Origin of the sequence: Secundilactobacillus yichangensis, assembly GCF_016861565.1 — a bacterium.
Taxonomy (GTDB): Bacteria; Bacillota; Bacilli; order Lactobacillales; family Lactobacillaceae; genus Secundilactobacillus; species Secundilactobacillus yichangensis.
This window is the reverse complement of record NZ_BOLK01000002.1, coordinates 12,888-34,626: the sequence shown is the minus strand read 5'-3', so window position 1 is coordinate 34,626 and position 21,739 is coordinate 12,888. Positions and strand designations below refer to the sequence as shown.

The 21,739-nt window shown below is 45.8% G+C and carries 19 protein-coding genes; 15 read left to right on the top strand and 4 right to left on the bottom strand.

What is annotated here, in order from left to right; translation table 11 throughout:
- The gene (gene sufB / locus JUE95_RS01905; protein ID WP_203648793.1) at positions 1-1,425 is read left to right on the top strand and encodes a Fe-S cluster assembly protein SufB; all 1,425 of its coding nucleotides are present in this window, start codon (positions 1-3) and stop codon (positions 1,423-1,425) included.
- Between the two features lie 399 nt (positions 1,426-1,824).
- On the opposite strand, the gene JUE95_RS01900 is transcribed toward sufB, so the two are convergent.
- Positions 1,825-2,700, bottom strand: coding sequence for a LysR family transcriptional regulator (locus tag JUE95_RS01900; protein ID WP_203648792.1), 876 nt, complete (start codon positions 2,698-2,700; stop codon positions 1,825-1,827).
- 114 nt (positions 2,701-2,814) lie between these two features.
- Between JUE95_RS01900 and JUE95_RS01895 the strand changes: the two genes are divergently transcribed.
- The 5 genes from JUE95_RS01895 to JUE95_RS01875 all read left to right on the top strand — a co-directional run bounded on the left by JUE95_RS01895 (position 2,815) and on the right by JUE95_RS01875 (position 10,812).
- Positions 2,815-4,749 carry an aconitate hydratase gene (locus JUE95_RS01895; RefSeq protein WP_203648791.1) on the top strand — a complete coding sequence of 645 codons (1,935 nt, stop codon included), beginning with the start codon at positions 2,815-2,817 and terminating at the stop codon, positions 4,747-4,749.
- Positions 4,736-7,012 (top strand): hydratase, encoded by a 2,277-nt coding sequence (locus JUE95_RS01890; RefSeq protein WP_203648790.1) that lies wholly within the window; start codon positions 4,736-4,738, stop codon positions 7,010-7,012. Before JUE95_RS01895 ends, JUE95_RS01890 begins: the two co-directional genes overlap by 14 nt.
- Positions 7,005-8,165 (top strand): isocitrate/isopropylmalate family dehydrogenase, encoded by a 1,161-nt coding sequence (locus tag JUE95_RS01885; protein WP_203648789.1) that lies wholly within the window; start codon positions 7,005-7,007, stop codon positions 8,163-8,165. Before JUE95_RS01890 ends, JUE95_RS01885 begins: the two co-directional genes overlap by 8 nt.
- A 100-nt stretch (positions 8,166-8,265) precedes the next feature.
- Positions 8,266-9,714 (top strand): sodium:solute symporter family protein, encoded by a 1,449-nt coding sequence (locus JUE95_RS01880; protein WP_203648787.1) that lies wholly within the window; start codon positions 8,266-8,268, stop codon positions 9,712-9,714.
- A 30-nt stretch (positions 9,715-9,744) separates the two neighbouring features.
- Entirely contained in the window at positions 9,745-10,812 is a 1,068-nt protein-coding gene (locus tag JUE95_RS01875) for a lactonase family protein (protein ID WP_203648786.1), read from the top strand.
- A gap of 54 nt (positions 10,813-10,866) precedes the next feature.
- Here JUE95_RS01875 and JUE95_RS01870 read toward each other — a convergent pair whose 3' ends face one another.
- Together JUE95_RS01870 and JUE95_RS01865 are read right to left on the bottom strand one after the other, a co-directional pair.
- Positions 10,867-11,640 (bottom strand): ABC transporter ATP-binding protein, encoded by a 774-nt coding sequence (locus JUE95_RS01870; protein ID WP_203648785.1) that lies wholly within the window; start codon positions 11,638-11,640, stop codon positions 10,867-10,869.
- On the bottom strand, positions 11,637-12,653 hold the full coding sequence (locus tag JUE95_RS01865) for a FecCD family ABC transporter permease (protein WP_203649125.1): 1,017 nt from the start codon (positions 12,651-12,653) through the stop codon (positions 11,637-11,639). The genes JUE95_RS01870 and JUE95_RS01865 overlap by 4 nt, the downstream gene beginning before the upstream one ends.
- Before the next feature lie 180 nt (positions 12,654-12,833).
- On the opposite strand from JUE95_RS01865, the gene JUE95_RS01860 reads away from it, so the two are divergent.
- Genes JUE95_RS01860 through JUE95_RS01835 form a run of 6 tightly spaced genes read left to right on the top strand, consistent with a single transcriptional unit; the run spans position 12,834 to position 16,393 of the window.
- Entirely contained in the window at positions 12,834-13,235 is a 402-nt protein-coding gene (locus tag JUE95_RS01860) for a molybdenum cofactor biosynthesis protein MoaE (protein ID WP_203648784.1), read from the top strand.
- 2 nt (positions 13,236-13,237) lie between these two features.
- Positions 13,238-13,483 carry a MoaD/ThiS family protein gene (locus JUE95_RS01855; protein ID WP_203648783.1) on the top strand — a complete coding sequence of 82 codons (246 nt, stop codon included), beginning with the start codon at positions 13,238-13,240 and terminating at the stop codon, positions 13,481-13,483.
- Positions 13,484-13,519: 36 nt separating this feature from the next.
- On the top strand, positions 13,520-14,518 hold the full coding sequence (gene moaA, locus JUE95_RS01850; protein WP_203648782.1) for a GTP 3',8-cyclase MoaA: 999 nt from the start codon (positions 13,520-13,522) through the stop codon (positions 14,516-14,518).
- A 4-nt stretch (positions 14,519-14,522) separates the two neighbouring features.
- Positions 14,523-15,716: a nitrate/nitrite transporter gene (locus JUE95_RS01845; RefSeq protein WP_203648780.1), complete on the top strand. Its 1,194-nt coding sequence runs from the start codon at positions 14,523-14,525 to the stop codon at positions 15,714-15,716.
- Positions 15,717-15,743: 27 nt separating this feature from the next.
- Positions 15,744-16,043, top strand: a complete 300-nt coding sequence (locus tag JUE95_RS01840; protein WP_168924189.1) for a cupin domain-containing protein — start codon at positions 15,744-15,746, stop codon at positions 16,041-16,043.
- Between the two features lie 17 nt (positions 16,044-16,060).
- Positions 16,061-16,393: a metal-sulfur cluster assembly factor gene (locus tag JUE95_RS01835; RefSeq protein WP_203648778.1), complete on the top strand. Its 333-nt coding sequence runs from the start codon at positions 16,061-16,063 to the stop codon at positions 16,391-16,393.
- Between the two features lie 121 nt (positions 16,394-16,514).
- On the opposite strand, the gene JUE95_RS01830 is transcribed toward JUE95_RS01835, so the two are convergent.
- Positions 16,515-17,570, bottom strand: coding sequence for an AI-2E family transporter (locus tag JUE95_RS01830; protein WP_203648776.1), 1,056 nt, complete (start codon positions 17,568-17,570; stop codon positions 16,515-16,517).
- Between the two features lie 140 nt (positions 17,571-17,710).
- On the opposite strand from JUE95_RS01830, the gene JUE95_RS01825 reads away from it, so the two are divergent.
- The 3 genes from JUE95_RS01825 to JUE95_RS01815 are packed head-to-tail and all read left to right on the top strand — an operon-like array spanning position 17,711 to position 21,732.
- A complete protein-coding gene (locus JUE95_RS01825) occupies positions 17,711-18,163 on the top strand; it encodes a MarR family winged helix-turn-helix transcriptional regulator (RefSeq protein WP_203648774.1) in 453 nt (150 codons plus the stop codon).
- Between the two features lie 30 nt (positions 18,164-18,193).
- The gene (locus JUE95_RS01820) at positions 18,194-19,927 is read left to right on the top strand and encodes an ABC transporter ATP-binding protein (protein ID WP_203648773.1); all 1,734 of its coding nucleotides are present in this window, start codon (positions 18,194-18,196) and stop codon (positions 19,925-19,927) included.
- Positions 19,927-21,732: an ABC transporter ATP-binding protein gene (locus JUE95_RS01815; protein ID WP_203648772.1), complete on the top strand. Its 1,806-nt coding sequence runs from the start codon at positions 19,927-19,929 to the stop codon at positions 21,730-21,732. Before JUE95_RS01820 ends, JUE95_RS01815 begins: the two co-directional genes overlap by 1 nt.
- The last annotated feature ends 7 nt before the right edge of the window (positions 21,733-21,739 follow it).

Below are 21,739 nucleotides of genomic sequence, written 5' to 3'. Positions count from 1 at the left end.
ATGGCAAAAGGAACAGGCGCAGAGGGTGTCCCAGACATCGTCGCCAACGATAAGGATTATGAATACGGATTTCACGACGACATTAAGCCAGCTTACTCAACGGGCCGTGGCTTAACGGAAGAAACGGTCCGTAAAATTTCGGCTGAAAAGCATGAGCCAAAGTGGATGTTGGACTACCGTTTAAAGTCTTATGAAGCATATAAAAAGCTGCCAATGCCGGATTACGGTCCGGATTTAAGCGAACTTGATTTAAAGAACATGTTGTACTATCAAAAAATGACCGATAAGAAATACCGGGATTGGAATGATGTGCCTGAAGATTTGAAAAAAACCTTTGATCGTTTAGGGGTTCCTGAAGCGGAACGGAGTTACTTAGCGGGTTCATCAGCACAGTATGAATCCGAAGTGGTTTACCACAATATGCGAAACGACTTTGAAAAGCTGGGGATTATTTTTACCGATACCGATACGGCATTGCGGGAATACCCAGAACTGTTCAAGAAGTGGTTTGGCAAGTTGGTAAAGCCGACTGACAATAAATTCGCCGCATTGAACGGTGCCGTTTGGTCCGGTGGGTCGTTCATTTACGTACCAAAGGGTGTTCAAACCAAGACACCAATTCAATCTTATTTCCGGTTGAACGCTGAAAACTCCGGTCAATTTGAACGGACGCTGATCATTGTGGACGAAGGCGCCCGGGTGGATTACGTGGAAGGCTGTACCGCGCCGAACTATTCATCGGATAGTTTGCACGCAGCGGTGGTTGAAGTTAACGTTCAAAAGGATGCCTACTGCCGGTACACCACCATTCAAAACTGGTCAAACAACGTGTATAGTTTGGAAACCAAACGGGCTGCTGCTCAGGAAAACGCCACGATGGAATGGGTCGACGGTAACCTGGGTTCAAAGGTCACGATGAAGTATCCAAGCGTCTACTTGGACGGCGCTAACGCGCGTGGAACCATGCTCTCCATTGCGGTGGCCTCTAACGGCATTCACCAAGATTCTGGTGCGCGGATGATTCATAACGCGCCAAACACGTCGAGTTCAATTGTTTCGAAATCAATTGCTAAAACGGGCGGTTCTACCGACTATCGTGGAACGGTGCGCTTTACTAAAAAATCCGACGGCTCAAAGGCCCACGTGGAATGTGACACAATTATCATGGATGATCAGTCGTCGTCAAACACGATTCCGTATAACGAAATCTATAATGGCAACGTGGCCATGGAACATGAAGCGAAGGTCTCCAAGATTTCTGAGGAACAGTTGTATTATTTGATGTCTCGAGGAATCTCGGAATCAAAGGCTACTGAAATGATTATTATGGGCTTCGTGGAACCATTTACGAAGCAGTTACCAATGGAATATGCGGTTGAGCTGAACCGGTTGATTAGTTTTGAGATGGAGGGGTCAATAGGTTAAGGTGCGCAAGGAAGGCGTTAAGCGACCGTAATACAACAAGCTCCCACCGGGAACCCCGAACTTGGGTTTCTGGTGGGAGCTTGTTGTATGCAGGTCGTTGCCTTCTTGTAGCCTGATTAGGCAATAGAAAAGTGAACAGTCCCGAACTTGGGGTGTTTCTGTTGAGAGCTTCTTGTGTGCAGGTCACTGCCTTCTGTAGCCCGATTAGGCAATAGAAAAGTGAACAATCCCCGAACTTGGGTTTTGGGTGGGAGCCTTTTGTGTGCAGGTCGCTGCCTTCTTGTAGCCCGATTAGGCAATAGAAAAGTGAACAATCCCCGAACTTGGGTTTTGGGTGGGAGTCCTTTGTGTGCAGGTCGCTGCCTTCTTGTAGCCTGATTAGGCAATATAAAAGTGAATTCACTTCTCTTTATCATCAGTCTGATAAGCTTGCTCAACGTAATTCACAAAACTAGAAATCACCGGTGAGAGTAAACTTTCCTTGTAGTAGCATAACCAAGTGGAGCGGTTAAAAGGACGGCCACTGAGCCAAGTTAGCGGGCGGACGTAGCCGTCAAAATGATCTAAAACAATTTGCGGAAAGATTGACCACCCAAGGCCAGCTTTAACAAAAGCTAAGGCAGTATCAATGTTACTGGCAGTCATTCGAATAGAAGGTAAAGTCGAAAAGCGTTCGTTGTACCAATGGGAAATTTGATCATTTAAGTAGGGGTCAGTTTTGTATTGTACATAATCACTGTGGGTTAAATCATCGAAATCCAGGTCTTTCCGACTAGCGATACAGAGCGGTTCATCAGTGAGCAGCTGTTTGCCGTCGTTCCAAGCATAGCCTTCACGTAAAATTGCCACGGGAGTTTCCTGGTTTTTCAGCAGTGGATAAACATCCCAGCTTCTACCAGTTCGGACGCTGATTTTAACTTGGGGATTCTGTGCCAGATAGCTTTTAAGAATTTCCGGCAATCGATAGCGCGCAAAGATGGACGTAACGCCAATGGTTAACGAACCGTGTAATTCATCCACGTTACTAAATAAATCGGACTGCATTGTCGCGTAATCATTTTTTAGAATTTGACAGTGACGAATCATTTTTTGACCAGCAGGGGTAAATTGGACACCGCTGTGGCTGCGAATCAGGAGGGGAGTATTAAACTCTGCTTCCATTTTTTTAATTCGGTTAGTTAGTGCTGGCTGAGAAAGGTAGAGGTGTTCAGCCGTTTTCGTGATATTTTTATCACTGGCCAGCATCAACCAGATATTAACATCTTTGAAGTCCAAATTCTGCACCTCCATAATTAATTTGTATGGATAACATAATAATACCATATTTTACATTATGAAAGCGCTACCGTATACTAAACTTGTAAATTAAATCACAAAGGGGTGACCACCATGGGTTTGACTGTGGCAGAAAAGTGTATTCAAAACGCATTAGTAGCAGGTGATATGTATCAAAGAGGAAGTCGGATAGGTATTAAAGCCCATCAAACACTGGGTCATGATTTAAATGCGATTATGACATTTTTAGCTTTGGATCAACTTGGTATTGATCATGTGAAAACTGAGCTATCGGTGCAGTATATCGATCATAATATGATTCAGGCGGATTACAAAAATGCTGACGATCATCGTTTCCTACAGGAAATGACTTCCAAGTATGGCGTTGTTTGCGCCAGACCAGGCAGCGGTATTTGCCACCAGTTACACCTTGAACACTTTGGAGTCCCTGGAAAAGTATTGATCGGTGGCGACTCTCATACGCCAGCCCAAGGTGGTTTAGGTATGTTTGCGGTTGGTGTTGGTGGTTTTGATGCCGCAATGGCAATGGCTGGTGAACCCCTGTTTATTAAAATGCCATTCATTACCAAGGTTCATTTGACGGGCCACTTACCAGAAAAAGTATCCGCTAAAAATATCGTTCTTGAAGTGCTTCGCAGAATCGACGTTAAAGGCGGCGTTGGAAAGGTGCTGGAATACGCCGGTCCTGGTGTGGCAACCTTAAACGTTGCAGAACGGTCCACGATTACGAATATGGGTGCTGAAACCGGAGCAACAACATCGATCTTCCCTAGTGATGAAAACACTAAGGCTTGGATGCATGCCTATCATCGCGAAGAGGACTGGATTCCATTGAGCGCCGATGAAGATGCTCATTATGACGATGTGATTGAGATTGACCTCAGCAAGCTTGAGCCATTAATTGCGCTGCCGTCGTCGCCCGGTAAAGTTGTTCCGGTACGCGAAGTTGCTGGAACCAAAATTGATCAGGTAATGCTTGGAAGCTGTACAAATACCGCGCTGAATGACGTGCTGTCGTTAGCCAATATCTTTGAAGGACGGACGGTCAGTGATTCGGTGGATGCAGCCCTGTACCCTTCAACTCGAACGGTGATTACCGAAAGCATTAAACGCGGGGCATTTGGTCCATTAGTTAATGCCGGCGTCCGGATCTTTGAACCAATGTGCGGTGGCTGCAACGGCTGTGGCTTTGCGCCACAAACACACGGTGTATCAGTTCGAACAACACCCCGGAACTTCCCAGGCCGAAGCGGTACTAAGGACGACCAAGTTTACTTATCCGCACCAGAAACAGCAGCAGCTTCAGCAATCACCGGGGTTATTACAGATCCACGGGACCTTGATTTTCCAAGTTTCCACTATGATCTGCCCGACTCATTCGATGAACCAGCCAACCTCTTTTACAAACCAATGAAGGTTGATGAAGTTCATTACGGGCCAAATCTGAAACCAATTCCTCACTTTGATAAACATGAAGAAATTGAGTCCGGAGAAGTCTTACTGAAATTACCGGATAACATTACTACGGATCATATTTGCCCCGCTGGTGCTTTATACCTGCCAATTCGGTCAAATATTCCAGAAATTTCCAAACATTCGTTTATGACGATCGATGAAACTTTCCCAGACCGTGCTAAGAAGGCCAATGGCGGTATCTTAGTTGCTGGTGAAAATTACGGTCAGGGTTCCAGTCGGGAACAAGCCGCGATTATTCCACGTTACCTGGGCATTAAGGCAATCATTGCCAAAGACTTTGCCCGATTGCACCTAGCAAACTTAGTGAACTGGGGCGTAGTGCCACTGACCTTTGAAAACGATGCCGATTATCAAACTATTAAGCAGGGTGATGTCCTGACGGTTCACCTTAATGAAATGACAGCTGACGGTGAAACCACGGTGACTAATGAAACACAAAAAAAGGACTTTAAGGTTACGACACCAATAAGTCCAGAAGATGTTGAAACGGTTAAATGGGGCGGACGGCTCAACCAAATGCGGAATAGGAGTGATGCACATGTTATTGCATGAAAACGGGCACTTTTATAAGAATGGTCAGCTCATTGCTGCCGATGGCGCTGATGAAGCGAGTATTGAAGCTGGACGTGCCAAGACAATGGCGTACCAGATTATTAAAGCGCACAACACGAGTCAGTCGATGAAAGATTTACGATTAAAATTTGACGCCATTTGTTCACACGATATTACCTACGTCAGTATTATTCAGACGGCTAAGGCGTCTGGCATTAAGCATTTCGATATGCCGTACGTGCTGACCAATTGCCACAACAGTCTGTGTGCTGTTGGGGGTACTATCAACGCTGATGATCACCGGTTTGGTTTATCAGCTGCGAAGAAGTATGGCGGTATCTTTGTACCGCCTCACGTGGCGGTTATTCATCAGTATATGCGTGAAATGATGGCCGGCGGTGGCAAAATGATTCTTGGTTCAGACAGCCACACGCGCTATGGTGCTTTGGGGACTATGGCGATTGGCGAAGGTGGCGGCGAACTAGTTAAGCAGCTGATGGGGAAGACCTATGATGTGGGTTACCCAGAGGTGGTTGCCATTCGCCTTACTGGGAAACCGCGTCCGGGGATTGGCCCGCAAGACGTTGCGCTGAGTTTGGTGAGTGAAGTTTTCAATAAACGCTTTGTTAAGAACCGAATCTTGGAATTTATCGGACCAGGCATCCACGAATTAGATCAGGACTTTAGAAATGGTATCGACGTCATGACAACGGAAACCACCTGTTTGTCTTCAATTTGGGAAACCGATGACACGGTCAAAAACTGGTTGGCAATCCATGGCCGTGAGGCTGATTATAAGCAGCTTGCTCCAAGTGAAGGGGCCTACTATGACCGGTGCATTGATATTGATTTAAGTCAGATTGAATCAATGATTGCGTTGCCGTTTCACCCAAGCAATGCGTTTAGCATTCATGAATTAAACGACAACTTGGACGATATTTTGGCCGAGGTTGAAGCAAACGGTCAAAAGCAGTTGGATGGCACCAATCTCAAGTTAAACTTACGTGACAAAGTTCATGATGGTCGTCTGTATGCACAAGAGGGATCCATTGCAGGATGTGCGGGCGGTACCTTTGGTAATATTCGGGCTGCAGCTCATATTCTTGATGGTAATGCCGTTGTCAGCAAGGACTTCCCGTTGTCAATTTATCCGTCAAGTATGCCGATCTACCAGCGGTTAGTTGATACTGGCGAGGCTTCTTCCATGATGACGGCTGGCGCAATTTTCAAGACAGCCTTTTGCGGCCCTTGCTTCGGTGGCGGCGAAACACCAGCGAATAATGCCTTGGCTATTCGTCACACTACCCGGAACTTCATTCATCGTGAAGGTTCTAAACCGCAAGAAGGTCAGCTGTCATCAGTTGCGTTGATGGACGCCCGTTCCATTGCCGCCTCAGCTCTAAATGGCGGGGCGATTACGGCTGCTACTGATTTAGACTATGAAGAGCCGGCAAAACCGATCTATCAATTTAACCCGAAAATTTATCAAAACTTGATTTTCCATGGTGAAGGTCACGCTGATGGTAACGAACAATTAGCTTTTGGTCCAAACATTAAGGATTGGCCTAAGTTCGATGAGATGCCGGATCAGCTGCTGGTGAAGATTGCAGCCTTCTTAACTGACCCCGTAACGACTACGGATGAATTGATTCCTTCCGGTGATACTTCAAGTTACCGTTCCAATCCTGAACGATTAGCCGGCTTCGCACTTTCCAGAAAAGTTCCCGAATACGTGGGTCGAGCTAAGACGATGAGACAGGCAGAACAAGTTCGAAAGGATAATGGTGACCCAACTGAAGTTGATACAACCTTAGCAGCTATTTATGGAGCCATGCAGTCAGAATTTCCTGATACTGATCCGAAGAACGTGATGCTTGGTACCATGATTTACGCCAATCGTCCAGGTGATGGATCGGCTCGAGAACAAGCCGCTTCCTGCCAGAAAGTGCTTGGCGGGATGGTTAATGTGGCTCGTGAATACGCGACGAAACGTTACCGTTCAAACTTGATCAACTGGGGAATCCTGCCACTACTCAATCAGAATTTTGATGCTCAGACTGGTGATTACCTCTACTTGACTGGTATTCATGAATTTTTGGAGCAGGACAGTGATAGTCTAACGGGTTATCTCTATCATGATGGCGTGTGGAAAGTTGAGACGTTTGATATTGGTGAATTAACTGAAGATGAACGCAAAATTTTACTTTCAGGTTGTTTAATCAATCTAGATCACAAAGAAATGCTGGCGAGAATTCATGGATAATCAAACTTTAACCAAGGCAACGGCAAGTTTTTCCAAGTTAATCAGTGACGAAAAGAACCGCGAACAGCAGTTGAAAAATCAACGGCTTTCAGAGCAAAGGCAAAATACCATCGGGATTTTGCCTGGAGACGGGATTGGTCCGCGATTGATCAAGCAAGCGGAAAGGGTTTTATCCGAACTAATGGCGCCGGAAATCGAGAACGGCAGTTTTAAATTTGAAGAAATTGAAGGCTGTACGATTGCCGACCGGATGGCTACTGGCGAAGCTGTTCCCAAAGAGGTGATGCCCCGTATTAGACAGTACTCCGTATTGTTAAAGGGACCGATGATGACACCGAAATCGGCAGTCAGTGGGGTTAAAAACGTAGAAAGCGCCAATGCCTTTCTACGTCGCAACCTCGATTTATACGCTGCCATCCGGCCAATGTCACTCTCAGAAGAACAGGATTGGACGTTCTTTAGAGAAAATATTGAGGGACCGTATTTATTCGGCAGTAAGGGAATTCAAGTTGATGATGAGCTGGCCGTCGACATGGTTGTTCAGACGCAAAGTGAAGTTCGCAGATTAGCTCACCGGGCGTTTGAATACGCTAAAAGCCACGGGAAAACCGACGTTGCGGTGGTCACCAAAGCCAATATCGTTAAGTTAACCGATGGTAATTTCTTGAAGGTTTGTCAAGAAGTCGGTAAGGATTATCCGGGTATCACTGTCACCCCATATTTTGTTGATGCAATGGCTGCAAACTTGCACAACGACGACTTTAATAAGGCTCTTCAAGTGGTTGTTTTACCTAATCTATACGGGGACATTATTACTGACATTGCTGCTCAGTTAACCGGTGGTTTAGGGTCAGCTGGTTCAGCTAATATCGGTGACCACTATGCCATTTTCGAAGCCATTCACGGAACTGCACCATGGCTGTTTGAACACCATCTAGAAGACTATGCCGATCCACGAAGCTTACTGCGGGCGGTTTCAATGATGCTGGATCATATTGGTTATGTGGAGCAGGCAGAGAAGCTAACGCAATCGTTGAATGCAATGAGTAATAAGTCTGATTTACCAAACGCAGATAGGCAGTTTACGACGGCAGACTACGTTTCACAGCTGTTGACACTGCTGAGCAAAAAATACGCAACAGTGAAGCGGTAGACATTAGGAATGAGAATTAATTGTTCATACAATAATGATTCTTATTCTTATGGTTACAATTGTGAAACATTTCATTAGCAGGTATATGGAGGCGAAAACAATGAAGCTGGACTCAACTTCAATCATCATTATTCTCGGTGTTGTCGTAGCTTATATTATTTTAACTGGCTATCTCAGCGTTCGGTGGTGCGGTAAAACTAACGAAGATTTTATGACTGGTAGCCGGGGAATGCCAACGTTTGTTGTGGGTGTGCTGCTGATGTCCCAATTTATTGGGGCAGTGACACTGGTCGGAACGTCACAGACGGCTTTTACCAGTGGGGTTGCTGCCATGTGGTCAATTATTGCGGCAACGATTGGCTTTATCATTTACGGCCTATTTATCGTTAAAAAGTTATACGGTACCGGCGGCTTCACCATCTCAGGGATCTTACAAGATAAATTTGGTCCGTCAACGAAGTACATTGTGTCAATTATTATGATCTACGCGTTATTTTTAACCAATGTTGCCAATTACATTAGCGGTGCCAGTATTCTTTCGACGATCCTGGGCCTGAATTTACAGGTCGCGATGATTGTGGTTGGCGTCGTTGGGACCTTTTACTTCTGTATCGGTGGTATGAAGAGTATGGCTTACGTCACAATGATTCATACTTTTGTGAAATACTTGGGTGTGGTTGTCACATTGATCGTGGCCTTAATGCTCACTCACGGACTGGGACCCGTGATGCACGGATTACCGCACTATTACTTCTCCGGGGCCGGTAAATTAGGCTGGAGTACGATTATTGGCTGGGTGATCACCTCAACGGGTTCAATCTTTTCAACCCAGTATATTCTGCAATCGATTTCTTCCTCCAAAAATGCGAAAAGCGCTCAAAAGTCAACTTTCTTAGCAGCTGCAATTACACTGCCACTGGGAATTGTTTTAGCACTGATCGGGGTCTGTGCCCGTTATTTATTCCCTCATCTCAATAGTTTATACGCATTGCCATCCTTCTTAAGTAAAATGAACGTGGCTGTGGCAGCTATCGTTGCTACCGGCTTATTAGCTGCCGTTTTTATTGCTGTCAGCGCGCTATCGCTGGGTGCCGTTTCACTGATCGTGGAAGATTTCTACGTGCCTCATTGGCATCCAGAACCGAAGCGGCAGTTACGGACTACCCGGATCATTTCAGTGGTTGTTGGTTTGTTACCAATCGTTTTTGCCTCGATTACACCACAAGTGCTGTCAATGTCGTTCTTCACAAAGGCGGTTCGGGTTTCCATTGCCATTGTTGCCGTGGTTGCTTTCTACTTACCGCATTTCACTGATACTAGAGGGGCGAATATTTCACTGATTGGGACTGCCATTATTGCTACAGCGTGGTTTGTCTTAGGTGATCCGTTTGGGATTAATGATGTGTACGTCGCACTGCTGACACCACTGATCATCATGACGCTGTACCGGCCATTTGCAAAATTTGGTAAAAAAGTAAAGGTGTCAAAAAATGAAAGCGTAACCACTTCAGAGGAAGCGGTTAATATTAAGAATGAACATTTGGTTTAGTAACTTTGAGTGAAGGTAAGGGTGATAATTATGGCTTATCAAAAGTATGCTTATGTGGGTTGCCGGACGACCAAGGAACGTCATGCCATTGGTGAAGGAATCTCGGTTTATGGGTTAAATGATGATGGTGGCTGGGACCTAGTCGATATTACCAAGGGGTTAGTTAACCCATCATTTCTGACACTGGATAAAACAAAACGATTCCTGTACGCCGTTTCAGGTGATTTTAGTGAAATCATGGCGTTTAAAGTTTTAACGGATGGTAAATTAAAAGCGTTGAATACGATTAGTGTGAACAATGCTCAAAATCCGGTTCACATTATTGTTTCAGACAATAACAAGTATCTCATCGTGCCGTTTTTGAAGACTGGTAACGTCGTGACGATTGAACGGGATGAAAAGACCGGGGAACTGGTCAAAATAGCTTCTAATCAAATTGTAGCTGGCAAGACCGCCAGCGAGGTTTCCCATCCCCACATGATTTGTTTTGACCAAACCCGTCAAAGAATACTCGTTCCCTGTCAGGGTCGCGAAGCGGGGATCAGTAAAGTGGTCGTGTTTGACTTCGACGATCACACGGGTGCTTTGAAACAGATTTTTGAACGTCAGACACGGTTGAATGCTGAAGCTCGCCACGTTGCTATGCATCCCAATGGTAAATTCGCTTATTTGGTTAGTGAGCGTGACAGTACGATTACCTTTTACGTGTATGATGAACTCAACGGGACGATGATCCCCATGCAGATTTTAAGCACGCTGCCTGATACAGAGACGGATGATTGCTGGGCAAGTGGCGTTGCAATGGATAATGACGGTCGTTATATCTACGTCTCAAACCGCTCACATAATTCGGTTACCTGGTACGCAGTTGACCAAAGAACGGGGTATCTAACCTTATTAGGTAACGTCAGCTGCCTGGGACGTCACCCTCGTTTCATTGCTTTAGGTCCTGCTTCCAAACATTTGTATATAGCAAATAAAAACACGCATACGATTTATCGTTACAACGTAGAGGCTAATGGGCAGTTAAGCCAGCCAAGACTGATGGCTAAAACCGGCAGCCCAACGTGTATTGCTTTCTCGTGGAACGCAAAATAAGCATATAAAAAATATCCTTCAATACGAAGGATATTTTTTATTGTCTAGAATTTTCTAAACTAACTCGCATACATAGCGTCCTAACTTCGGCTCATAAAGCAACTTCAAATCTGTCCCATAAGTCCGCTTAAGCCGTTCTTCGGTTAAGAGCTGATCAGCTTGACCAGTTTCGAAATAACCCTCATGGGAAAACAACCCCACCTGATGACCTAGCATAAACGCGTGATTTGGGTTATGTGTAGTATGCAAGACTGCAAAATGATCAGCAGCTAACGACTGAATTAACTGGATAACCTGTTTTTGCCGGCCGAAGTCCAGGGCAGCAGTGGGTTCATCTAAAATTACTAATTTAGGGTCTTGAACGAGGGCTTTTGCAATGGCGACCATTTGAAGTTGGCCGCCGCTCAAAGTATTAACTGGCTGATTTTTCAGGTCGGACAAACTGAGTTTAGCCAGCGTGTTTTTAACACGTTGATAGTCATCATCGCCAGGGGTTTGCGCAAATCCCAGATAAGGCGTCCGACCGGTGACGAGATAGTCACTGACCGTTAAACTGCCCGGATCAGGAACGTGCTGCGGAACGTAGGCGACAATTTGAGCTAATTGTTTCGGCGATAACTGAGTCAGCGGCTGATCTTCGATTTTGACCGTTCCGGAGGTTGGCTTCAGCAAGCCCACAAGGCATTTTAATAGGGTTGATTTGCCAATCCCGTTGGGACCCAGAATCGTCAATATTTCGCCATCTTGTAAGCTGCAACTAAGGTTATTAAACAAGTTGGACTGACCAGAATAATGGAAACTTAACTGGTTGATTTGTAATAAGCTCATCGTAAAGTCACCTTCCTAGTTGCCAGAATGTAGATGAAGATCGGTGTGCCAATAAAGCCGGTGAGAATGCTTAACGGGATTTCACCAGCTGAGAGGGTTCGTGCCAGTGTATCTACCAGCAGCAGAAAGATTGCACCAATCAAGCCAGATAGCGGCAACGAGTAGCGGGTATTTGGTCCAATCAGCATGCGCGCCATGTGAGGTACTACCAGTCCAATCCAGCCAATGGGACCGCTCAAACAAACTGAGGCGGCGGTCAGCAGCGTGGCACAGAAGACGACGATTCGCCGCTCGAACGCCACGTTGACACCCATACTTTGAGCAGCAGCGTCACCAAGGCCCAGCACGGTAAGCCGCCAGCGCATGATGAACAGCACAACCAACCCTAAAATCATCATCGGCAGGACTGAGATTAGATTACCCACCGTTACTTTTGACAGGCTGCCAAGCTGCCAATAAACAATGCTTTGCAGCTGCGAATCCGGATCCGCTAAGTACTTCAAGAGTCCTAGGATGGCCTGCATCAGTCCGCTAACAACGACGCCGGCCAGCACTAAGGTTAGGTTAGTGGAGCGCCCCATTAACCGCGGGATAGTGACACTAAGGATAACGGCGACCAAGCCAAAAAGTAGTGCCAGCACTTGTGTACCAAAACTATGTAAGTTAAGCAATATGGCTAATGCCGCCCCAACGGCCGCACCGTTAGAGACCCCCAGCAGGTCTGGTGAAACTAAGGGGTTTTGAAAGATACTTTGATAGGCTGTCCCAGAAATTGCCAACGCTGCGCCGATGCCCACTGCCGCCAGCATACGGGGAACTCGCAAGCTAAAAATGATGTTGGTTTCAATTGGGCTGACTAGCGTGTGGTGGGTGATTTCACCAATAATTGCATCATACAAGTGAGAGAGCGGAATCTGATAATTACCAAAGCACAGCGACACAAGTGCTAACAAAACTAGACTGATACCTGCAAGCCAGAGAATTCGGTATTGACGTCTTGACCGTGAGATAATTTTCAGCTCCCTTCATTAAAGATTTACTTATGAACCGTGGCCATTTTTGGCCTTCCTTCTAGCGCTTAGTATAGCATTTTGCTATTTTTGGAATGAATTAGGGAATTGACTAATTCAATCAGGAATATTCTTCTGAAATAATAGGAGTTGTAATCAACATTATGAAAACGGGTGATCAGTATGTATTACCTCAGTATCAGCGATTCACCGATTGATGTGAATGCGCTGTATCAAAAATTGAAAGATCCGCAGTATGGCGGCATCGTGACCTTTATCGGCACGGTGCGACAGTGGACGGGTAATATCGAGACGCGCTTTATTGATTACTCGGCGTACCATCCTATGGCTGAAAGACAGCTGGAAAAATTGGCAGCGCCGATTGAAGCTAAGGGTGCGCGGGTCGTCATCGCTCATCGAACCGGCCACCTAGAATTAACCGACGAGGCGGTGTTTGTTGGGGTGGCAGCTGCTCACCGCGGCGATGCTTTTCGCTGGTGTGAGTACTTAATCGACACCTTGAAGAAAGAGGTACCGATCTGGAAGAAAGAAACGGACACTGATGCCGTGAGATGGGGGGACTGAGTATGCAGCTTCACGTGAAATTATTCGCAATGCTCCAAGAACAATTAGGTGATGTCATCACCGTCTCTGTGCAGGAGCAGCCGACTGCCGATCAAATTAAACAAGCCGTTGCGGATGCGTCACCCAATTTGCGTCAATTGATTGGTACGGCAAGGTTAGCAGTTAATCAGGAATTCACCACTAGCGGACCGTTAGAAGTTGGTTCAAACGATGAAATTGCTTTGATTCCACCGGTAAGTGGCGGCTAGGATGAATTTTTCAGCTGATGTTTAGGAGGAATAATAATGGATAAACTTTACGATAAATATGATCGGCTGCATGATTATGTCCGGCTTTCGATCACTGACCGCTGCAATTTACGGTGCGTGTACTGCATGCCAAAGGAAGGCCTGCCGTTCTTTCCAACAGACCGGGTCTTATCTCAAGATGAGATCGTTTTGATGATTCAAAACTTCGCTGACATGGGTGTTTCAAAGGTCCGGATCACGGGTGGCGAACCACTGCTGCGTACGGATGTTGTTGAAATCGTTCGGCGTATCAAAGCAATCGATGGCATCAATGACGTTTCTATCACGACTAACGGTTTGTTTCTGGCTAAGTTAGCTAAGGACTTGAAAGACGCGGGACTGGATCGGTTAAATATCAGTCTGGACACTTTCAAACCCGACCGTTACAAGAAAATTACTCGTGGCGGTAACATCAATCAGGTGCTGGAAGGCATTGCCGTTGCCAGTAAGCTTCATTTTAAGAAGATTAAACTGAATATTGTCCTGATTCGCGGGCAAAACGATGATGAAGTCCTAGACTTTTTACATTATACTAAGGACCATGATGTGAATGTCCGCTTCATTGAGTTTATGCCCATTGGTAACTCGATGAGGACGTGGAAGAAGGAGTATGTTGGCCTAAAGAGTGTCTTTGAAACTGCAGACGAAGCCGGCATGGTTTACCACCCAATTGAATTAAAGGGTAATGGGCCGTCTGATAACTACCAAATTGAAGGTTATGAAGGCAGTTTTGGATTGATTCATCCCATCAGTTCGAAGTTTTGTGAAAACTGTAACCGCTTGCGGATCACGGCGGATGGTTATGTGAAAGCTTGTCTGTACTGGAATGAAGAAATTGATATTCGCAAAGCTATTCCGGATAAGAAAGTCTTCCGGGCATTGATTCAAAAGGCCTTGGATAATAAGCCGCTGAATCACGAAATGGCAATGTCTGAAACTGATCGAATTATTGACAAGGCCCCAACTTGGCGCCACATGAGTCAAATAGGAGGTTAATATAATGGCTACTCAAGAAGATGTCGCACATGGTTCACGTTATAATGCTTATATGGCGCTGATCCTAGCAACTATCGCAATGATTGTCTGCTTCATGTCTTGGTCTAATTTTGCGCCGCTAGCTGCCCAAGTGGCAACGATGTTCCATTTATCAGTTGGTCAAAAAACGCTGTTGCTGGCAACACCCGTACTACTGGGATCGATTATGCGGATTCCGGTTGGCATTTTAAGCGATAAATACGGTGGCAAGAAAGTATACATTATTTTAATGATTTTTATTCTCATCCCACTGTTTATGATCACTCAGGTTCATACGTTCGGTATGTTACTGTTCGCGGCGCTGTTAGTGGGGATGGCCGGTACGTCATTTGCCGTGGGTGTTTCGTACGCTTCGGTGTGGTTCCCGCCAGAAAAGCAGGGCTTCGCGTTAGGGATCGTTGCCATGGGTAACATGGGTAATGCTGTAGCAGCTTTGACCTTACCACGAATCTCTGCTTCCAGCGGATTTAACAGCGTTTATCACTTTTTGATGGTCTTAACCGTGATCATTATGGTGTTATTCGCAATTTTCTGTAAGGAAATGCCAACGGATAAAACGAAGTCTGTCAGCGGCGCTCTTTCCGTTGCTAAGGAAAGCAGTACGTGGTACCTGTCATTGTTCTACTTCTTAACTTTCGGGCTGTTTGTGTCATTCACTAATTTGACGCCAATGTTTTTGGGTGATATTTTTGGGGTCAACGCAGTAACTGCCGGACTTTACGCCGCCTTATTTGCTTTTCTATGTACGATCATTCGGCCAATCGGCGGTGCCGCTGCGGATAAGTTCCGGCCAATGTCGATGCTGCAGTGGATTTTCATCCTCATTGCGGTCTTCTCGTTAGTCATCATGTTCTCATTTGATTCTCAAATCCTGTTTGTGACGGGGATTGTGGGAACTGGACTTGCTGCCGGTTGGGGCAATGGTGTTGTCTTTAAAATGGTTCCTTACGTTTCAAAGGGTAATACCGGTGCCGTTACTGGTTTCGTTGGTGCAGTCGGTGGCCTGGGCGGGTTCTTCCCACCACTGGTCGTTGGCTGGATCAAAGGCTGGACGGGCAGTTACCAGTTAGGTATCGCACTGCTGGTATTGACCGCGTTAATTTGCTGGTACGTTCTCCGTCGCCGTTTCATTAAGGGCGACGTGCACATTGTTAAATAAAATTTTGTCGTTGGAGGTCACTAGGTTATGAAGGTTTTAACACCAGATACAACAGTTTCAGAAGGACCGGATCGAATGCTGTCAGAACGTCATTTGTCGATTGTCCGGTTAGTTTTACCAAAGGGTAAGACCATTAAACGTCACCGGTCGTTGATGACCGTGACAGTGGTGGCCATCAAGGGGTCGATTCAGTTTCATACGGATGACGATGTTACCACACTGGTTCCGGGAAAGGCTGTTGTGATGCAACCTGGCGAATTCCATTGGCTGGAAGCGCCTGATGAAGCTGGCGAAGTCATGGTGGTTCATGGCGTTCTCGCACAGTAATGAGGAGGTAAGCGCATATGGCTGAAGAAGTTGGCGCAGAATTTTCACCCATCGAAAACAAAGTGATGACCTCACTGGAAGACGTGATTGACCCAGAGCTGGGCATCGACATGGTCAACCTGGGGCTGATCTATGATGTTAACGTTGACGATCAGGGTCAGTGCGTGATTACCATGACGCTGACCACCATGGGCTGCCCGTTAGGCAACCTGCTGGCTGACCAGATCAACGACGCAGTACTGTCAGTGGACGGTGTCACCGCCTGCGACATCAACCTCGTGTGGGAGCCAGCTTGGAGCATGGATCGCATGAGCCGGTTCGCTAAAGTGGCTTTAGGGATTCATGGGTAAAATTAAAGATTAGGCTCAGACAATCATGATGATGCCTAAATGAGGATAATAGGAAACATAAAAGCTTGCTACTGTTGCAGAAACGCAATAGTAGCAAGCTTTTTTTGTGGCTTTAACGGTTTTAATGAGTTGTTGTAACTTCTGTTTTACCCTGATCATCACTTGTTTTATCTTTCGTCAACGTCTTGATCTGCAGGATATCCAAGAAGAAGGTGAAAATCGGCAACCCGACGATTAATCCCCAAGTGCCAAATAACTTCTCACTGGCAAGTAACACGATGAAGGTAAAGAAAGCCGGCAGATGGGTTTTACTGGACATAAAGCGAGGATTCAACACATAGGCTTCCAGCATGTGGATGCAGATGATCATGATGATAATAGCGATCACACTTTGCCAGCCACCAACGGTATAGGCAACCATTGATAGCGGAACAACGGAGATCAATGCACCCGCTACCGGAATCAAGGAAAGTAAGAAGACCATGATTGCCAGTCCTGGGACGTTTGGAATCTTCATGAACAGCAGCGTCACACTGGTGATAGCGGTGTTGACTAGGCCAATGAAGATTTGGGCTTCAATGACGACCCCAAAAGTATTGATGAACTTTTCGGCGAAAAACTTAATGTCGCTAAACAGCCAGCCCAGCGGTGAAGTTAAGAAATTACGGCCAAAAGCGTTCAGATCGTCAAATTCCGAGGTATAAAAGAAACTCAGAATCAGCGACAACACGAAGGTGATTCCCATGGTAGTGATGCTGCCGACGTACGTGAATAAGGCGCTGACGCCTGATTCAATCTGGGTGGAGACGTGCATCTGCTTAAGGTTGGTCATCAGCCAGTTGATATCAGTATTGCTGGCGACGGATTTGCTGTTGTAGAAGGACGTAACGGATTTAACTAGTGAAATCGACTGCTTGGCGATTTCCGGTACAAAGTGAATGATACCGTAACCAATCAACCCGAAAATCAAGATATAGATCGGTGCCACCACGATGATTGGTTTGACTGAAAAATGGCGTCTCACAAATTGAATCGCCTTGATTACCAAAAACGAAAAGATAAACGTCAGCAAAATGGTACTCATGACGCTGCGGACCAGCCAAAGCAATAAGATCAACGCCATTAAAACGGTTGTTCGGCGTAAAACGATATTGTCAGTAAATTTTTTATAAGTCATAAAGCTCCCCCTAATATCTCTCAAATTTCATAACTGTAAAGATAACACAACTTGGTAGAAAAGAATATCTTGATTTTAGTACGAAATCAGACTAAAATAAAGAAAATAGTCCGAAAACGGATAAAATAGGAGACGAAATCATGACTTTAGACGAGCAAATAGGCGCGATTAATCAGCTTTCGCGGGAAATTGATCAAACTTACCATAATATTGCACAGCATTTTAATCTATCAGACAACATTTTCTGGATCTTTTACATCATTTACAGCAGTGAAGAGGAGATCACACAATCTGACTTGAGCCAGAAATGGTCTTATTCAAAGCAGACCGTGAACTCGTCCACCTCAACCATGGTCAAGCGGGGCTGGGTTACCTTAGATTTACTACCGGATTCTCGCAAAAGTAAGGCGATTCATCTTACTGAGGCTGGCCGTGAACTTTGTGAAAAAGCAATCGGCACCACTCGCCAGATCGAACAGCACGCTTATTCCCGTCTCAGTTCTGAAAAGCTGGATCAGTTTATCGACCTGTTCAAAGTGATGAACACGCACTTTGATGAAGAACAGCAACGGATGCTGGGTGCTGATAAGTAATAGGAATATTTCACGATAAGGAGAATGCCGATGGTCAAATTAATCACGTTTTTAAAACCGTACCGTACGCGAATCACGGTCATGCTGATGCTGCTATTCGCGCAGACTTTGGGGACGCTATATTTACCGACCTTAACAGCTGACATTATTAACTCCGGCATCATTAAAGGTAAGCTGAACGTGGTCTGGATGACCGGCGGCATGATGTTAGTGGTGGCCTTCATTGCTGCTGTGGCAGCAGTGTGGGGAACCTACCTGTCAACCACTGTGGCGACGCGCTTAGGGCAAGATATTCGGAGCCGATTGTTTCGACAGGTACAATCGTTTTCCACCAATGATTTCAACCGGTTTGGTGCTGCTTCATTGATTACTAGAAGTACCAACGACGTCACGCAAGTTCAGCAGGCGTTTTCCATTATCGTCCAAATGCTGTTGCCAGCACCCTTTATGACGGTGGCTGGGCTGATTTTGGCTTTTTCAAAAGACCGGCTGTTAGCCTTCATGCTGCTGGGTTTCATGATTGTGATTCTGGTAGCTATGGCGTTAGTCGCCAAGAAGATTGGGCCGTTATTTGAACGGCTGCAAAAACAGCTCGATAAGATCAACCAAACGGTGCGTGAACGCATCATCGGGGTGCGAGTCATTCGGGCTTTTAACCAAACTAAGGCTGAAACTAAGAAAACTAACCAAACGTTTGAGGCTTACGGATCAACAGCCATTAAAGCCAACAAAATCTTTGCAATTTTACTGCCTTTGGTGATGCTGATGATGAATCTGCTAACGGTATTGTTCATCTGGTTTGGTGGCCAGCAAGTTGTATCCGGCAACATGGCAATCGGCGACATTATGGCGATGATCGAATATGCCGTGCTGACGCTAATGTACCTACTGATGGGTGTGGCCGTATTCTTGTTTATTCCACGGGCGCAAACTTGTGCGAAGCGGATTCACGCTGTTCTTTCCGTTCAGCCGGAATTGACGGAACAAGCCAGCCAGTCGCAGACTTCGGCAGACAATAAGCAAGCAGAAGTTTGTTTTGACCACGTGACCTTTAGCTATAAGGGCGCTGAACAGCCGGTTTTGCAGGATATTAATTTTACCCTGAAGAAGGGCCAGACCACTGCCATCATTGGGAGTACTGGCGCTGGTAAATCAACCATTATTCATCTACTCATGCGGTTGTACGATGCTCAATCTGGACGCATCCTCGTTGATGGTCAAGACGTGCAGTCTTACGAGTTATCAGATTTGCGCGCCAAACTGGGTGTTGTGCCGCAAAAGGCATTCTTGTTCAGCGGGACGGTTGCTTCGAATTTGAAACATGGTAATCCGGAAGCTAGTGTCGAAGACATGCACCACGCTGCCACTGTGGCACAGATCGACGACTTTATCCAATCAGATCCGAAAGGGTTAGATCAGTTAGTGGATAAGGGCGGTACCAATTTTTCTGGTGGGCAGCGGCAACGGCTGGCGATTGCGCGGGCGATTATCAAACACCCTGAAATCTATGTCTTTGATGACAGCTTTTCCGCACTGGACTTCAAAACCGACGCCAAGTTACGGACGGCATTGAAAGCTGAAGTTCACGACAGTGCTGTGCTGATCATTGCTCAACGAATCAGTACCATTATTGATGCTGACCAGATCATTGTGTTGGACGAAGGCCGCATCGTGGGAATTGGGACTCATAGCGAGTTGATGCAGACGTGTCAGGTTTATCAGCAGATTGCCCGGTCACAATTCAGTGAGGAGGAACTCGCCTAATGGAAACGATTATTTCAAAACCACGTCAGATCAAAGCAACGACGCACCGTTTCCTTAAGGATCTTTTGAAGCAAAAATGGCAGTTGCTGATCGTAGTCATCTGTTTGACGCTATCGACCGTGTGCACGTTGGCTAGTCCAATGCTCATGGGGCAGGGAATTGACCAGATTGCTACCGGTATTTCACGGGCCGCTAAAACGGGTGCTCATTTTTCAGTCAATGGCAAAACGTTGGGAACCATTGTGTTTGCATTGCTGGCTGCTTATTTGTTGAGTGCGCTATTTAGTTATTTTTCACAGCATATTTTAGCCAGTGTTGCCCAACGGTTAACGTTGATGCTGCGGAAACGGATCAGTGATAAACTAAACCGTTTGCCGCTTAAATATTACGATAATCATCAAACGGGTGATATTTTAAGCCGGGTCACTAATGACTTAGAACGGATCGCGGATACTCTGCAGGAGTCGCTTGAACAAGCATTTACCTCAATCATTATGATTATCGGTGCTTTTGGACTCATGTTGCTGATCAGTCCGAGTTTAACGTTGATTGCGCTGCTCACCATTATTGTCAGCATCGTGGCCGCAACCATTGTTTCAAGTAAAACGAACGGTTATTATGCTGCCAATCAAGCTGCTTTAGGCAAGTTAAACGCCAATATTGAAGAAGCTTTTACCGGCGATCAAGTCATCAAAGCCTTTAATTTACAGCCTGAAGTGATTCGTGCTAACGATGAATTAAACGAGCGTCTGCAAAAAGCTGCGACTAAAGCGCAGTTTGTGACGTATGCCATTAATCCGTTAATTCGGTTCATGAGTACCCTGGGTTACGTTGTCATTGCCGTTCGTGGCGCGCTGTTAGTTATCGGTGGCCGGATCACCATTGGGGATATTCAAGCGGTTTTTCAATACGTTAATCAAGTATCAGAGCCAGTGACTGAGCTCGCTTATACGATGAACGCTTTGCAGGGAGCAGTCGCTTCAGCAGAGCGGGTGTATGAAATAGAGGACGCGCTGGAAGAACAAGCAGACGATAAGGCACCAGTGTCAGTTCGTCCGGTAAGTGGGGACGTAGCCTTTAAACACGTCCGTTTCGGTTATGAAGACGACCAGATTCTCATGAAAGATATTAATTTTGAAGTAAAGGCTGGCAGCAAAATTGCCATTGTAGGGCCAACTGGTGCTGGGAAAACAACCTTGATCAATTTACTAATGCGGTTTTACGAGCTTCAGGGCGGTCAAATTACCATTGATGGTGTTGATATTAAAACCATGAAGCGCAGTGAATTGCATAGCCTATTTGGGATGGTCCTGCAGGAGACCTGGTTATTTAATGGCACCATTGCTGATAATATCGCTTATGGCAAACCTGGTGCCACCTTGTCAGAAATCAAAGCAGCCGCTAAAGCAGCGCGGGTAGATCATTTTATCAATACTTTGTCACAAGGTTACAACACGGTTTTAAGCGGTGATGAGACTGCTGTTTCCGTTGGTCAAAAACAACTATTGACGATTGCCAGAACGATTCTGGCGGACCCCAAAATTTTGATTTTGGATGAAGCAACTTCCAGCGTTGATACCAGAACTGAGATTGAAATTCAAAAAGCAATGGATAAACTGATGCAGGGCAGAACTAGCTTTGTAATTGCCCACCGACTTTCAACCATCAAAGATGCGGATCTCATTTTAGTGATGAATGAAGGCACCATCATTGAACAGGGAACGCACCAAGACTTATTAAACCAGGATGGGTTTTATGCGGATCTTTATCGAAGTCAGTTTGCAGTTAAAACAGCGGGAGTCTAGGTCTAAT